We start from the raw sequence: 15,203 nt of genomic DNA on the forward strand, positions 1-15,203 counted from the left end.
ACTACATCTATGTTAACTATTCCCGTAAATTCTCTCCAAACCCCTCATTCTGGTTATCACTGGGATGATAGTAGTCGCCGCTTCTTTGAAGGCTGGTATTACCGCGTTACGCTACCGGAAATTGGACAAACATTCGCCTTTATGTACTCCATTGAAGACCCCATCGGCGGTAAACCTCACAGTGGCGGTGCTGCCCAAATCCTCGGCCCGGATGATGAATATTTATGTCGTACTTTCCCTGATGTGAAGAAATTTTGGGGTAGTCGGGATGTTTTGGGTTTAGGTCATTGGGGTAAAACAGATTTGCAAGTTTCTCCCTTATACCTTCTACCAGCGGAGTTTGAGCATCATGTTCAAGAAGGCTATCAAGCTACAGCCACCTTGAATCAGGGAATAATTCGCGATCGCGCCACCAATAATTATTGCCGTTGGCAGTATGAAATTCAACCAGTATACGGTTGGGGAAATCAAAATAGCATTCAGCAATCAACCGCAGGTTGGCTGTCATTCTTGCAGATTTTTGAACCAGGATGGCAAATTTTGATGGCTCACGGTTTAGCCAGCGGAAAAATTGACTGGAATGGTAAAATCTACGAATTCACCAACGCCCCAGCCTACGGCGAGAAAAATTGGGGTGGTGCTTTTCCGCAAAAATGGTTTTGGATAAATTGCAATTGCTTTGCAGGCGAACCCGACTTAGCATTAACTGCTGGCGGTGGACGGCGGGGCGTGCTGTGGTGGATGGAATCTGTAGCGATGATTGGTTTGCACTATCGAGGCAAGTTTTATGAATTCGTTCCTTGGAATTCCCAAGTAGATTGGGAAATTCAGCCTTGGGGTAGATGGCAAATGAAAGCCAGTAACTCCAATTACGAAATTGAATTGACAGGAACCACCCATCTACCTGGTAAACCTTTACGTGCGCCCACAGCAGAAGGTTTAAAATACTGTTGCCGAGACACCATGCAAGGAAAACTAAATTTAGAATTACGAGAACTAAATGGCAGAAAATCTAAAATAATTCTCAAAGCAGAAAGTCTTTTGTGTGGTTTAGAAGTAGGCGGCGGTTCTTGGGATAATTGTTGGCAATCTCGCTGAAACTACTGCTATAATTATATATGCTTCACAGTTGGGGTTGTAGCTCAGTTGGATAGAGCGGACGCCTCCTAAGCGTCAGGTCGTGCGTTCAAGTCGCACCAGTCCCGTTGTCTTCAGGCAATTTATATATATAGCAGTTGTGGGGTAGCATAAGCAACTGTGCTACCTACCTTGTTCATCATAGAAATGAGAAGCACTATATAAAGTGGTTAAAACCTTTTGATGAATCGTCCGAGACAGGTTAGGATAATCCATCAATTAGAGGAAAAACTTCAAGCACGCTTAATCGCGTTGCAACACAAGAATCAACCAAATTTATATTTGGGCAGATTCTTTGGAAGTTTGCTACTCTACTATCAATTGTTTTTTCTTCTAGTCAGAGAAAATATTGAACTGAGTAAATAAAGTTATTGAGCCTTGAATAAGCTAATCTTTACGGGTAAATCTTTTCGCTTTACGGCTTTTGCCCTACCGCTAATCATCTGGTGGGGATACAAAGAAGTACAAAACCAATTTGTGCAGCCGCAAGCAGTTGTAGTGTTGGGTGGTTCAACGAAACATTTAGAGCGAGAGAAGTTTACAGCAAAATTCGTTCGCGAGCATCCAAATATACCGATTTGGATTACAGGCGGTAGTCCACGTACATACACTCAACGAGTGTTTACCAAAGCTGGTGTCGATCCTAAACGTTTACACTTGGATTACGAAGCAGTAGATACAGTTACTAATTTTACTACGTTGGTGGATGATTTGCAACGTCGCGGTATCAAGAGCGTTTATTTGATTACTTCAGACTTCCACATGCGCCGCGCCTGTGTCATCGGCGAAATTATTTTGGGTAGTCGGGGTATTTATTTAAAACCTGTGCCAGTTCCTTCAGAAAAACCTCCTGAATCTATCGAAAAATCTGTTCGCGATGGGGCGAGAGCGATACTTTGGTTAGCGACTGGTTACACAGGTGTAGATGCCGCTAAAAATAAACGGTAAATCAAATCAATTTTGGATTTTGGATTTGAAAATCTTCTGAATCTTAATATTTATCGCTTTAAAACGATGCAAAATATTCCAATTTGGTGGCATTTAGGGAAATTTGGATGATTTTGACCTAAGTAAAGACAAGCAAAGAAAGAGAATATAGCATTAATAAATTATTCGTGAAAAATTAGATTCCCGACTTTTTTAAAGAAGTCGGGGATCTGGAAACTACGAATTTTCACAAATTCAGATAGGATTGCTATAATGTCAAAATTATTAGCATCAACTTAGTCAAACAAATAAACAACTTTTCCTCATTTGCTTCCTTGGTGTGTATTTTGTATCCACCAAAGTTTTGAGATGCAACTTAGACAGTTCGGAAATGTCTAGTGTAGTTCAGGAAAAAAACACTCCAACTCCCCCCACAATTTGATACCCTAGCTTAAACAGATTTGAGAAAATTTAAAGCGTGGAAATTCAACTTGGGCGGGGAAAAACAGCTCGCAGAGCTTACGGAATAGATGAAATTGCTCTAGCCCCTGGTAACAGAACACTAGACCCTAGTTTGGCAGATACTAAGTGGCGTATTGGTAATATTGAGCGAGAAATCCCGATAATTGCCAGTGCAATGGATGGTGTCGTAGATGTTCGTATGGCTGTACGTTTGTCACAGTTAGGAGCATTAGGAGTCCTCAATTTAGAGGGGATTCAAACTCGCTATGCTGACCCAGAGCCAATATTAGATCGAATTACCTCTGTAGGTAAAGATGAATTTGTTGCCTTGATGCAAGAACTCTATGCCGAACCAATAAAGCCGGAATTAATTGAACAACGTATTCAGGAAATTAAACAACAAGGTGCTATTGCAGCGGTAAGTGCAACTCCAGCCGGTGCAAGTAAATACGGTGAGGCGGTGGCAAAAGCTGGGGCCGATTTATTTTTTGTCCAAGCTACAGTCGTTTCTACTGCACATCTTTCACCAGAGTCTTTAGTACCACTTGATTTAGCAGAATTTTGCCGTTCCATGCCCATCCCTGTGGTGTTGGGGAATTGCGTAACTTACGAAGTTACCTTGAATTTGTTGAAAGCTGGGGCAGCTGGGGTACTAGTGGGAATTGGGCCAGGTGCGGCTTGTACTTCTCGTGGGGTGTTAGGTGTGGGTGTGCCACAAGCAACTGCGATCGCAGACTGTGCCGCAGCACGAGATGATTACTACAACGAAACTGGTAACTATATCCCCATTATTGCTGATGGCGGTTTAATCACTGGCGGCGACATTTGCAAATGCATCGCCTGTGGTGCCGATGGTGTGATGATTGGTTCCCCCTTTGCGAGAGCCACAGAAGCCCCAGGACGGGGCTATCATTGGGGTATGGCGACTCCCAGCCCCGTCTTGCCCCGTGGCACCCGCATTCGCGTCGCCACCACTGGCAGCCTAGAGCAAATACTCATTGGCCCAGCAGGACTAGATGATGGTACACACAACCTTGTAGGAGCCTTAAAGACGAGCATGGGTACTTTAGGAGCGAAAAATATTAAAGAAATGCAGCAAGTCGAAGTTGTGATTGCGCCTTCTTTATTAACGGAGGGTAAAGTTTACCAAAAAGCTCAACAATTAGGTATGGGTAAGTAGAGGGAGTGGGAAGATGAGGGAGATAGGGAAGAAATAATTAATTCCCAATCCCCAGTCCCCAATTCCCCAATTCTTCAATAAATTTTTCCAGCCCCCAAACAATTGCTGGAAAAATCCGATATGTCACCTACAATGGAGATAGCGGAGACGCATGTTTCCGTTCACTCCTCACACCACACTCCGCCCGGACTATTGTCCGGGCGGTTCCTTATGTTTGTAAATAAATTCTAGAGCTTCTTTGCAAATGTACATCCTCTACTCCCAAGCTGAGGTTTTTGCTATGGTAGAATTTTCACCAAGCTCAGATATTATTGGCGAAGGTTTTAGGCATGTCAGCAGCCGCACAAGTTACCGATTCTAGTTTTAAGCAAGAAGTACTCGAAAGCGATGTACCTGTTTTAGTGGATTTTTGGGCACCCTGGTGCGGACCATGCCGTATGGTAGCTCCTGTTGTGGATGAAATTTCCGAACAGTACAAAGGTCAAATAAAGGTCGTAAAAGTCAACACAGATGAAAATCCTCAAGTTGCTAGTCAGTACGGCATCCGTAGTATTCCCACGCTAATGATTTTTAAGGGTGGACAAAAAGTCGATATGGTGGTCGGCGCCGTGCCTAAAACTACATTAGCTTCCACTCTCGAAAAGCATCTTTGAAACTCAATCGGCAATAAAATCCTCTTGAGTTATCCATTTTTTTCTAACTTTAAGTTAATTTTTATAAACAAGTTTGAGAGACGCCAATTCCTCGTTTCTCAGACTTGTTTACATTTGTATCCAGTTTCAGAAGATTTTTAGGAGTCCTCTACCTCAAAAACAATTCCCTAATTTCTGCACTACCAATTTTTATAGGCTAGTACCTACCGCAAGGCGGAAGTCAAAAGTCAAAAGAATTGTATTCCAAGCGGGGTAAGCTTTGGATTCAACATTCAAAATTAACAATCCTATAAAGAAAAAATTTATACCAATTTGAAAAATTATTGCGACAGATGAATTCAGACTAAGCCAGGGCATCAAGACGATTTCCATCCAAAATGGTGTTTAGTTGCTCTGTAAATACAGAAATATTCACACTAGACAGCTTTTATCAGGGTTTGATCACAACCTAATTGCAATCTTGCTCAGTTTGCCACGCCACTAGAGACAGATTAAAATTACCAATAAAACAAGTCTGTTAGAGAAAATCAACAGTGATGTATTTCTAATTAAGTTCCACAGATGTTGAAGTAGCGATATATTTTGATAATCTATCTTGCATAAATCAACTGTTCGTTGTTGAATCTATGAAGTCTTATTTAGCCGCCGCTATTCAATTGACCAGTGTGCCCGATTTACAGAAAAATTTGGTACAGGCAGAAGAATTAATAGAGCTTGCCGTGCGTCAAGGTGCTGAATTGGTGAGTTTGCCAGAAAACTTTTCCTATATGGGAGAAGAAAAAGATAAACTCGCACAAGGAAATGCGATCGCTCTTGAAAGTGAAAAATTTCTCAAAAAAATGGCCCAACGCTTTCAAATTACGATCTTGGGCGGCAGCTTTCCACTTCCGGTAGATAATACAGGCAAAGTTCATAACACTACTCTACTTATCGATCCCAGCGGTGAAGAACTTGCGCGCTACTACAAAGTACACTTATTTGATGTTGATGTCCCCGACGGCAACACCTATCGCGAATCCAGCACGGTTGTGGCTGGTACGCAACTACCCCCCGTCTATTTTTCAGAAAAACTCGGTAATCTAGGGCTTTCTATTTGTTATGATGTCCGCTTCCCGGAACTGTATCGTCATCTGGCAGATAAGGGAGCCGATGTTATCTTTATTCCCGCCGCTTTTACCGCCTTTACAGGCAAAGACCACTGGCAAGTACTACTACAAGCCAGAGCCATCGAAAATACCGCCTACGTCATTGCTCCTGCCCAAACGGGAAATAACTACAGCCGTCGTCTAACCCACGGCCACGCCGTCATTATTGACCCTTGGGGTGTAATTTTAGCCGATGCTGGAGAAAAACCGGGAATTGCGATCGCAGAAATCAAGCCCACTAGGCTAGAACAAGTCCGCCGTCAAATGCCCTCTTTACAGCATCGGGTGTTTTAGGGACTGGGGAAGAAGCAGGGGGCAGGGAGCAGGGGAGCAGGGAGCAGGGGAGCAAGGGAGCAAGGGAGAAGAGTTTATCCCCTCCGCACCCTGCACCCCGCCCCTCTGCCTCTATTTCAATGCCCAATGCCCTTTACCTGCACTGATTATTTCTTGCGGATGGCTTTTTAGTAGATGATTGATTTGCAAAAACAGCCTCCAAGTCAGGATACGTAACCTAAAATGAGCAGTGATGACAAATACCCCTAAATATTCCTGCTATTTTTCATCCGCATAAGTAAGTTTTAATTTTTTGTATGATTTCGCTCTCTCCGATTCTCCAAGCTAGACTCTCCCAACCCTTAAAGATTGGCTCATTCGAGGTAAAAAGTCGGGTTTTCCAGTCGCCTCTATCTGGAGTGACAGATATGGTGTTTCGCCGTATCGTGCGTCGCTATGCCCCAGATTCAATGATGTATACCGAAATGGTAAATGCTACGGGGTTGCATTATGTCAAGCAATTACCCAAAATCATGGAGGTAGACCCTAACGAACGCCCAATTAGCGTTCAACTATTTGATTGTCGTCCAGATTTCTTAGCAGAAGCAGCAATCAAGGCAGTTGCCGAAGGTGCTGATACTGTTGATATTAATATGGGTTGTCCGGTAAATAAAATCACTAAAAATGGTGGCGGTTCTTCGTTGTTGCGGCAACCAGAAGTAGCAGAAACAATTGTGCGGGAAGTGGTAAAAGCTGTTGATGTCCCTGTGACAGTAAAAACCCGTATTGGCTGGAATGATCACGAAATTACGATTCTCGACTTTGCCAAGCGGATGGAAGATGCCGGGGCAAAAATGATTACAGTACATGGACGCACTCGCGCCCAAGGGTACAACGGTAATGCCCGTTGGGAATGGATTACCCGTGTCAAAGAAGTGCTTTCTATTCCAGTGATTGGGAACGGAGATATTTTTTCTGTTGAAGCGGCGGTGAAATGTTTAGAACAGACTGGCGCTGATGGCGTTATGTGTTCCCGTGGGACTTTGGGTTATCCGTTTTTGGTGGGAGAAATCGATCACTTCCTGAAAACTGGGGAAATGTTACCGAAACCTACGCCAATTCAGCGTTTGGAATGTGCAAGAGATCATTTACAAGCCTTGTGGGAATATAAAGGCGATCGCGGTGTCCGTCAAGCCCGTAAACACATGACTTGGTATGCTAAGGGTTTTGTTGGTGCTGCCGAACTTCGAGGACAGCTAAGTTTAGTTGAAAAAGTAGATCAGGGTTTGGCAATGATTGACCAAGCAATTGAAAAATTGGCTAATGGTTATGAACTTGAAGAAGAACCACAAGGTAGTTTGGCAATGCTTTAAAATAATTCGTAATTAGTTTAGGAAGTGAGAGTCTTCTCAATGCGACGATCTGGAATAAGCCAGATGATTGCCACTAAAACGTAAAATGCACAGGCCAGCCATGAGTTTACAAAGGCAAGTGGAATTGCCACAGCATAGAAAACTACTGATACTTTCCCTTTGAAGTCATCACCGATTGCGATCGCTAGAGTTGAATCCTTACCCTGGTGAGAAACGAGGGCACGGCTAAGAATGTAGTAGGCGATCGCAGCCAACAACAAGACCGTACCATAGAGGGCAACTGGCACGGCGGCAAAGTGATTCTCGCCCATCCAGCCAGTGACGAAGGGGATTAGCGACAACCAAAACAGCAGATGCAGATTCGCCCAAAGTATACGCCCATTAACCTGTCGGACTGCTTGTAATAGGTGATGGTGATTGTTCCAGTAGATGCCAATATAAATAAAACTCAGCACATAGCCGAGAAATACCGGGATTAGCGGACGCAGCGCAGCTAAATCAAACCCATGCGGCACTTTGATTTCCAGCACCATAATGGTGATGATGATGGCAATCACCCCATCGCTGAATGCTTCTAATCTCCCTTTTCCCATGTACGCATTCCTTTTGTGTTTACTTGAGAGTAAGTTGTGACACTCTGTACTTTATCGTACCAAGTAGTTGCCGTTGATAAAGATTTTCTGCACTATGGCGCACTTTTTTTTAGGCTACTCCATACCCTGTGTCCACCATGAATCAATTCAAAATTCAAAATTAAATTAAGTGGAACGTAGTGAAACCCAACATCAACCCTCGATATTTCCGAACTCTTTTATGTTGACGTGTACTTAGTTTCTGGAATTATTTAAATATCAATTGCTGCGGCTGAAAAATACAGCAGCTATCACAATTAAACCTAAAAGTGCTAAAGGAACCCAGAGATTAGGGAGATCGGACAAACTCATAAAAGACTTCCAAATAAGTAAGGTGTATGAGGCGAAAGCTATAACGCATCGCAATAGACAGTCGCTACTCGATAAATCAGTTTTTTTTAGGTAAGCCTTCTTTTAATTTCCTCAGCCAAGTTTTCTAATAACACTTCTACTTGCTCGCCTGTTTTCAAATCTTTGAGTGATGACTTTTGCCCTGCTGCTTCTTCAGAACCAATAATTACACAAAATTGAATTCCTTGTTTGTCTGCTAATTGAAATTGTTTACCCAAGGGACGCTTATCAAAGTTAGTGATCACATTAATTCCCGCCTGACGCAGACGTTGAGAAACTTTTAAATAAGTGGGCATTAAATCTTCCTGCATATTCACTACCATCACTTGGGCTGGTGTCGCAGCTAAGGTATTTAGAATACCAGCTTTTAACAAACGACTAATTAAGCGAGTTAAGCCAATAGAAATACCAACACCAGGCATTTTTTCGCCCAAAAATACCCCGACTAGTTCTTCATATCTACCACCAGAACAAATACTGCCTAAAGCTTCATGTCCTAATAAGGTTGTTTCGTAAACTGTGCCAGTATAGTAATCAAGACCACGGGCAATAGATAAATCAATACAGAAACGGTTTTCGGCAACTCCAAGATTACGCACTCCTGTAATTACCGTTTCTAATTCGGTGATTCCTAAGCTCAATTGCTCTGTTTCTGGCAGATTTTGGGCAAGATGTTTGAGTTTATCTAAAACTTCATCAACGGAACCGTTTATTTTGATAAATTCAATTATTTTTTGCGCTTGTTCTTCTAAAATTCCTTCTTTTTTTAAATCTTGTTTTACTTTACTTTCACCAATCTTTTCGAGCGTGTCAACAATACCAATACACGATTTAATTTGATTTTCCGCAATTCCTAGTGATTTAAAGAAACCAGTAAGAACTTTACGGTTATTGATGCGAATCAGAAAATCACCAATATTAATTGCTTCAAATATCTCAGTGATAATTGCAGGCATCTGAGCATCATAGAGTAAACTTAGTTGACGACGCGCAACTACATCAATATCGCATTGGCGAAACTGACGAAAACGCCCATCTTTCGCTCGTTCTCCCCGAAAAACTACATCTGTTTGATAGCGGGCAAAGGGAAAAATTAGCTCATTCAGGTGACGGGCAATGTATGCTGCTAAAGGAACTGTTTGGTCAAACTTTAAAGCTCTTGATTCTGAACCAGTTTCGCCAGATTTATCTCTCTCGGCTTGTCGATTTGGTGGCAGGATGGGATCAATGCCATAGATGATATTGTCGCCTTGATTACCTTTAGCTTGCAGGACTTCTAAACGTTCTACAGCAGGTGTTTCAATGGGCGTAAATCCATAGCTTTCAAAAACTTTGCGGATGATATCTAGCAAATGTAATTCTAGACGCTTTTCGCTGGGAAGAAATTCTGGAAATCCGCTAGGAGTAGAAAAGTTTATTTTGTCACCTTTGGCCATGCGTGTACCTTACTAAGTTGAGATTGGAGATGAAAGCCCAACGACTGGAAGTCGTGGCTACACAAACAAAGTCCGCCTGCGCGGACTGAAGACTAATGAGCTTTTATCTTTTAGGGGAGAAATTACTATTTTACCCGTTCTTCTTGAATTAGGGTGCGTTGAAAGATTTGATTGTTCTTAAACCAATGCCAAGTGCGGGCACGATTGTTATTGTCAGGACTAATGTAGATCATTTCATATAAGCTCATTTCTGGGTTTGTCTTATAACTAAACCACAAAATAACAATCGAATCATCAGCTTCCCAGGCTTTTCCGTCTATGCGATCAGTGTCAAACCAAAGCTTATTATCTTTATAGATTCCTGGAAATTCATATTCTTCTCGTTTACCATCAGCCCATTTGTAGCGATTAATTTGATAGTAGGGATGAGGGCCATTTTCTGGAAATTGACAAGTTAAGTGAGATTCATACTTGTCGAGAATTTTTCCGGCTGTATCAATTACTGTATAAGTTCCTACCCAATCTCCTTCATGACGGACAAGTACGGGCATTTCTTCTCGAATATTTGACATTGCAATTCACCTTTTATTGTTCTAACATTTGGAAAAATCGAGTAAGTAATTGGGAAAAGTTTTCGCTGCACAACCAGGTTCTTTTATTACAATGCCTGGAACCTTTTAGCCAGTGATAGCAAATGCCAGTCTTCACTAAATAAGGCATTTTGTAAAATCGAGTTACCTGGTGTTAAGACCGCGACGAGTAATGCCCGATTGGTAATACTTTTAGAAACAGGAATCTCTACCGTGGCATCTACTGGGCAATTCAGAACAGGGATTGCAATGGTATCCATTTTAAATCTCTGTGTAGGTAGTCAGCTACAACTTAAATTATGTTCGCATATTATGAGTGAGGAAAGTTATCAAAGACGGCTTTAATCATCGCTGGCATGACTTGACGCCAAGCATAACAATTCCGTTTTTCTTGCAAGGGACATCTCCAGAAATTAAAGATGCGTTCCCCAGAACCCTTGTAGAGACGTAGCAGTGCTACGTCTCTACATTCTTTTTCGGAGATGTCTACGGGATGCCTGCGGCGAGCTACGCCTACGCATTTATCGTCGGCTTCTCATGTTCCTGTGTATCTACACCAATATCTTTCGCCAGTTCCGCTGACTGCGATCGCCAGTTTACGCTTTTATTGTCCACGCCCTGGCTTGCAATCTGCAAAACCCAACGCCTCTGTGTCAAGAAAACTTGCGATCGCCATCTCAATAACTGCAAGGCGATCGCATCCAGAATTTTCCGAGCTTGAGCTTGAAGTTCAGAATCATTTGTTGGCATGAAAACGAGAGGGGTGATTGCACAGAAATCATACTCTCACGAATTCAGTCATTTTCCAGCCCTTCCCAAAGTTGAGCCACCGGGATAGTTTGCCCAGTCATGGCTTCGTGCCAAGCTTGCCGGAAATCTGCTAAGACTTCTGCTTGAGATTGATCGTGTAGAATTTCCTCTTCTGGAATTAGAATAATAACTTCTACGCGGCTGTTTTTATCTGTTATGAGAGGATGATCTAAGGTTAGTTGCCCTTGCTCATTAATCGTTGCCATGACTTTAACTGCTTTCATTGCTACTCCAAGATGTTAAGTAGTAGTGGTTAGGTTAATGTCCAAGGCTTTTCCTAAACTCGACTTTCACGCTTTCGGCTCCAAAAGTTGAAAGATGGACTCACGGCTAACCAGTTCAGTTGTTTCACCTTCAGCGATCGCTTGCTCCATTGCCACGTCTTCAATAATTTCTGCCAGAAATTCAGAGACTTCTTTTCGATTGTCACGAATTAATTCGGCGATCGCGCTTTTCAAGATTTCCTTGAGTTGATCTAGGTTTATAGTAATCTCAGACATTGTGCCTCCATTAGGTTAGTTTGAGTTTGATAGATTGATTCCTAACGCTTCAAGTTGCTGATTAATCCAAGTCGTTGCTATCGCTTCGTCGGTTTCGATCGCTCGTTCTACCCCTGTTTTAGCAATTTCTAGCAGTTGCTTGGATTGCTCCCGCTTTTGGTGAGAGACTTCAATTTTGCTTCTGATTTTCTGCTGAACGGAATCTGGCGCATCCCAAATTTGAAATTGAGCAATTTCGTTAGGGTATAGCTCAATTTGCCCTGATGAACCTTTAAAATGCTTTTCAACGAATAGCTTTCCAATAACGCTATTGAGGTAAATCGACAGATAAACCGGGTCAAGTAAATCAGTTCTAAGAATAGTGACGTGGTTATCTGGCAAAGCTTGTTGTTCGTAGAGATAAGGGGCACAACGTCCAATTGTGCCAATACCTGTACCGTTGATTAGAACATCATCAGTTTGAATTGTAAGCGGATTATCGCTTTCTGGTAGATAAGCATAGCGATTGTCTGTCAGTATTACTTCACCTTCTCGAACATGCCTGGAATTAACGACAGGTAAACCTAACTCATACTCGTCTTCGTCTTCAATGTATTGAGGTTGTTTTCCTCGTTGATTGAGGGTGAGTAAATCACCAAGGGGCGTTAGTTCAACTTTCTCTTCAAGTCGTTCAATGAGTTGGTCAAATTTTGGCTGGTAATACTCAGCATCGAGGCGACTAGAGGACAGGAACGACTCAGTAAAACTCTTGACGGCAAAGGTTTATTCTGTGGGTTGCCAGTCCTTCAAGCCGAGCTCCGACAACAGCAAATCCTCAGCTTCAAAATAGATTCTCTGACTAATTTTTAAAATTTTATACGAATATTTAATTAATCCCTTAATAGAGTCTTGAAATATTTTTGATACTATAGGCACTTGGATTTTTCGTAATCTAGACATCGCAACAGTTGGTTGTGCTGAGAGAGTTTTTTCTCGATCCAGAATAACCTGACCAACTTTGGAATTAAAAAATGTTGAGAGAAAGTATGGGCTAATTTTAAGTCCTTTTCTACGGAGTTTACATATATTAGGGCCAAGTTGATAAGATCCTTCTTGAAGAACTAAGGATCTTCTGTAAATACCTGTATAAGATAAGATTATATCTTCTTCTTGAAGTCTTGAGCGTTTTAGAAATGTATTTGCTGTTTCTTGCTCTATCGTTATGTAATCAGTTAAATCTAGCCTTTCATGTTGAATATTTTTGCTTGTAAGGGCGATATAAAAATCATCAGATTCCATGTTTTCAGAAGTAAAGAATTTTGTAAATTCAAAGCCAGCAAGCTTTGTCACTTCATACTCTTCTTCAATCGAAAAAAAGTGCCTTTTTTTTATCTTAGATGTGATATCCAGAGCTTCTTTATTAAAGTATTCTGCATCATATCGAAAAAACTCATTTTCATTTAAAACATTAAAATAAATCTCAACTGCTTCAAGCCCATCCATTAACTGCTGATACCTCACAGCATCAAACGGTGTCACAGATGGGCTGGATTCAAAAAAACTGAGCTTCTCCTTTTTGGCAAACTCAATAAACGCTTCTGCAATGCCGTCTTCCGTCAGTCCTTCGTGGTTATACAAATCATGATCCACCACTAAATGACCGTGAACATCTTGCAAAAAATCGCCCTCCACCCCCACTACTCGCTGCATCGGAGAAGGCGGCATCAATTCGCTCAGTTCCTCATCAGGCGGTGAACTAGACGATGAAATTTTGCGCCAGATTTTATCCCCAGAATTATCCTTCCCCGATTTCTGCATCGTCGCAAAAAAGATGTTGTAGTCATCCTGTCGAGGACAGAGTGCGCCCACCTTCGGATCATCATTCCACTTCTGCACAAACAGTACCGAAGTCTTTGTACCCGTGTGCGGCTTAAACGTATTGCCATGCAGCCCCACCGCCAAAATCCGGCAGCGTTCGGCAATGAAATCTCGAATATTCTTATCCGAAGAGTTGTTAAACCGTCCTTGGGGCAACACGATCGCCATTCTACCCCCCGGTTTCAAAAAGTCCAAATTGCGCTCAATAAACAAAATATCGCGCCCTACCTTGCTTTGCCACTTACCATCCGGCTTCTTTGCCAAATTATATCGGGCAATCATGCGCGGTTCCTTGATATCTCCGGCAAAGGGCGGATTCGCCATCAACACATCAAACTGAAACTCTCGAAAATCTTTATTCCCTTTCGGTCGCAATCGTTTCAGACGTTTGAACCCAGCATTATAAATGTTATCCCATTCCTCTTGTTCGGTTACTTCATTCCACAGTTCATAGTCCAGGGTGTTCAGGTGCAATACATTTGTCTGCCCATCCCCCGCAATTAGGTTCAGCGTCCGCGCCACCCGCACCGCTTTCTCATCAAAGTCGATGGCAAACACCTTCTCTTCCACATATTCACTACAACGGGGCGGTTTATCTTCCAACGAAAACAAATGACTCGCCTGCAATCCCTCATCCGCCAAAATCTGCCGCCACACATGAAAAATCGTATGCACCGGAAACCCAGATGACCCCGCCGCCGTATCGATCATGTACTCATCCTCTTGGGGATTGAGCATTTTCACGCACATATCAATCACATAGCGCGGCGTGAAATATTGCCCTTTATCTCCCTTACTGCTCTGGTTAATCAAATACTCAAAGGCTTCATCGATTACATCCAGATTGGAGTTAAACAGCTTCACATTCTCTAACGACGACACACAAACCGACAGGTGCGAAGGCGTGAGGCTAATTTTAGCATCTTCACTAAACACCCCTTCCCACTTTTTCTTTGCGCCATCAAACAAATCCTGAATCTTGCTTTTGAGTGCGGCTTCTGTTTGTCCCGTATTGCGAAACTCTAGAGAACGAGTTTTACGGCGGTTGCCCTGCCCAGAATACCACTCATCATAGAGCTTCGTAAAAATCAGCTTAAATAGTTCCTCAAATACATCTACCCCAGCATTCGCCAGCACCTCATCTTCCATTTCTTCGATCAGGGTTTTGAGAGATTTATTCTCCTTGATCAACTTGTCATTGGCGATCAAGTCTTCCAGGGTAAACTTGATCTGAAGAATATCTGCTAGGGTTTGATTCGCATTGGGCAAACCAGGGATATCTTCAAAATAATTGGGATCTTTGCGCTGGTAGTAGGAAATTTGATCGCCATTCGTCCAAATTGCGATCGGCGCACCCGTAGCATTACAATACGATCGCAACTGATCCTTTCCATCTTTGAGCTTCGGCTTCTTTAGCTCCACCAGCATATACACCGTGTTTGGACGATCTTTGTCCATCACAACAATATCTGCCCGTTTCACCTCCCGCCCAAAGTTCACCCCATATTCGACTTGAATACGACTGAAGGGATAGTGGAGGCGTTTATTCAAAACCTGTAAATATAGCTGCCGAATTGCTTCCTCTGGCGTTAGCTTAATTGCCTTCTGACGCACCAAACAAACGATATAAGGCACTTTGCCACTTTTGGTTGCTTTCAGAGTAATGCTCTGCTCTAACTGCTCAATCTCCGCCGCAGTAAACTGCGACGGAGATTGAGTCTTTGAGGATATCGGCTATGTTCATCAGGCGCTACAGGATCTACATAAAGGCTTAGTCCGTTATAGAGTGTAACGCTATTGTAGAAACTGACCTATAGGTTTTCTTACAGCAATTTTCAGGTAATTGAACCACAAACTACGGTAATGTAAAGAGATAG

15 protein-coding genes and 1 tRNA gene are annotated in these 15,203 nt (G+C 42.5%); 7 read left to right on the plus strand and 9 right to left on the minus strand.

Annotated features, from left to right (window positions below; genetic code table 11):
* Positions 1-9: 9 nt before the first annotated feature.
* From HWQ39_RS24965 to dusB, 7 genes are all read left to right on the plus strand, one after another.
* Positions 10-1,098: a tocopherol cyclase family protein gene (locus HWQ39_RS24965; protein ID WP_292851070.1), complete on the plus strand. Its 1,089-nt coding sequence runs from the start codon at positions 10-12 to the stop codon at positions 1,096-1,098.
* A 33-nt stretch (positions 1,099-1,131) separates the two neighbouring features.
* A tRNA-Arg gene (locus tag HWQ39_RS24970) sits at positions 1,132-1,205 on the plus strand.
* Positions 1,206-1,515: 310 nt separating this feature from the next.
* Complete coding sequence (locus tag HWQ39_RS24975; RefSeq protein ID WP_292851073.1) at positions 1,516-2,085, plus strand: YdcF family protein; 570 nt, start codon at positions 1,516-1,518, stop codon at positions 2,083-2,085.
* Positions 2,086-2,542: 457 nt separating this feature from the next.
* Positions 2,543-3,706: a GuaB3 family IMP dehydrogenase-related protein gene (locus HWQ39_RS24980; protein ID WP_292851076.1), complete on the plus strand. Its 1,164-nt coding sequence runs from the start codon at positions 2,543-2,545 to the stop codon at positions 3,704-3,706.
* A 329-nt stretch (positions 3,707-4,035) separates the two neighbouring features.
* Positions 4,036-4,359, plus strand: coding sequence for a thioredoxin (gene trxA / locus HWQ39_RS24985; protein ID WP_292851079.1), 324 nt, complete (start codon positions 4,036-4,038; stop codon positions 4,357-4,359).
* A gap of 626 nt (positions 4,360-4,985) precedes the next feature.
* Positions 4,986-5,798, plus strand: coding sequence for a carbon-nitrogen hydrolase family protein (locus HWQ39_RS24990; RefSeq protein WP_292851082.1), 813 nt, complete (start codon positions 4,986-4,988; stop codon positions 5,796-5,798).
* A 296-nt stretch (positions 5,799-6,094) separates the two neighbouring features.
* Positions 6,095-7,150, plus strand: coding sequence for a tRNA dihydrouridine synthase DusB (gene dusB / locus HWQ39_RS24995; protein WP_292851085.1), 1,056 nt, complete (start codon positions 6,095-6,097; stop codon positions 7,148-7,150).
* A 17-nt stretch (positions 7,151-7,167) separates the two neighbouring features.
* Here the strand turns inward: dusB and HWQ39_RS25000 are convergent, their stop codons facing one another.
* From HWQ39_RS25000 to HWQ39_RS25040, 9 genes are all read right to left on the minus strand, one after another.
* Positions 7,168-7,743, minus strand: coding sequence for a TMEM175 family protein (locus HWQ39_RS25000; protein WP_292851088.1), 576 nt, complete (start codon positions 7,741-7,743; stop codon positions 7,168-7,170).
* A gap of 437 nt (positions 7,744-8,180) precedes the next feature.
* Positions 8,181-9,569 carry a histidine--tRNA ligase gene (gene hisS, locus HWQ39_RS25005; RefSeq protein WP_292851090.1) on the minus strand — a complete coding sequence of 463 codons (1,389 nt, stop codon included), beginning with the start codon at positions 9,567-9,569 and terminating at the stop codon, positions 8,181-8,183.
* 125 nt (positions 9,570-9,694) lie between these two features.
* A complete protein-coding gene (locus tag HWQ39_RS25010) occupies positions 9,695-10,141 on the minus strand; it encodes a DUF3598 family protein (protein WP_292851093.1) in 447 nt (148 codons plus the stop codon).
* 86 nt (positions 10,142-10,227) lie between these two features.
* Complete coding sequence (locus tag HWQ39_RS25015; protein WP_292851096.1) at positions 10,228-10,419, minus strand: hypothetical protein; 192 nt, start codon at positions 10,417-10,419, stop codon at positions 10,228-10,230.
* Positions 10,420-10,672: 253 nt separating this feature from the next.
* Positions 10,673-10,909 carry a hypothetical protein gene (locus HWQ39_RS25020; RefSeq protein ID WP_292851099.1) on the minus strand — a complete coding sequence of 79 codons (237 nt, stop codon included), beginning with the start codon at positions 10,907-10,909 and terminating at the stop codon, positions 10,673-10,675.
* Between the two features lie 44 nt (positions 10,910-10,953).
* A complete protein-coding gene (locus HWQ39_RS25025; RefSeq protein WP_292851102.1) occupies positions 10,954-11,193 on the minus strand; it encodes a hypothetical protein in 240 nt (79 codons plus the stop codon).
* Positions 11,194-11,259: 66 nt separating this feature from the next.
* Positions 11,260-11,469: a hypothetical protein gene (locus HWQ39_RS25030; protein WP_292851105.1), complete on the minus strand. Its 210-nt coding sequence runs from the start codon at positions 11,467-11,469 to the stop codon at positions 11,260-11,262.
* Between the two features lie 15 nt (positions 11,470-11,484).
* Positions 11,485-11,850, minus strand: a complete 366-nt coding sequence (locus tag HWQ39_RS25035) for a hypothetical protein (RefSeq protein WP_292851108.1) — start codon at positions 11,848-11,850, stop codon at positions 11,485-11,487.
* 381 nt (positions 11,851-12,231) lie between these two features.
* Positions 12,232-14,961 carry an N-6 DNA methylase gene (locus HWQ39_RS25040; protein WP_292851110.1) on the minus strand — a complete coding sequence of 910 codons (2,730 nt, stop codon included), beginning with the start codon at positions 14,959-14,961 and terminating at the stop codon, positions 12,232-12,234.
* Positions 14,962-15,203 lie beyond the last annotated feature (242 nt).

Source organism: Nostoc sp. NMS8 (genome assembly GCF_017115045.1).
Lineage (GTDB): Bacteria > Cyanobacteriota > Cyanobacteriia > Cyanobacteriales > Nostocaceae > Nostoc.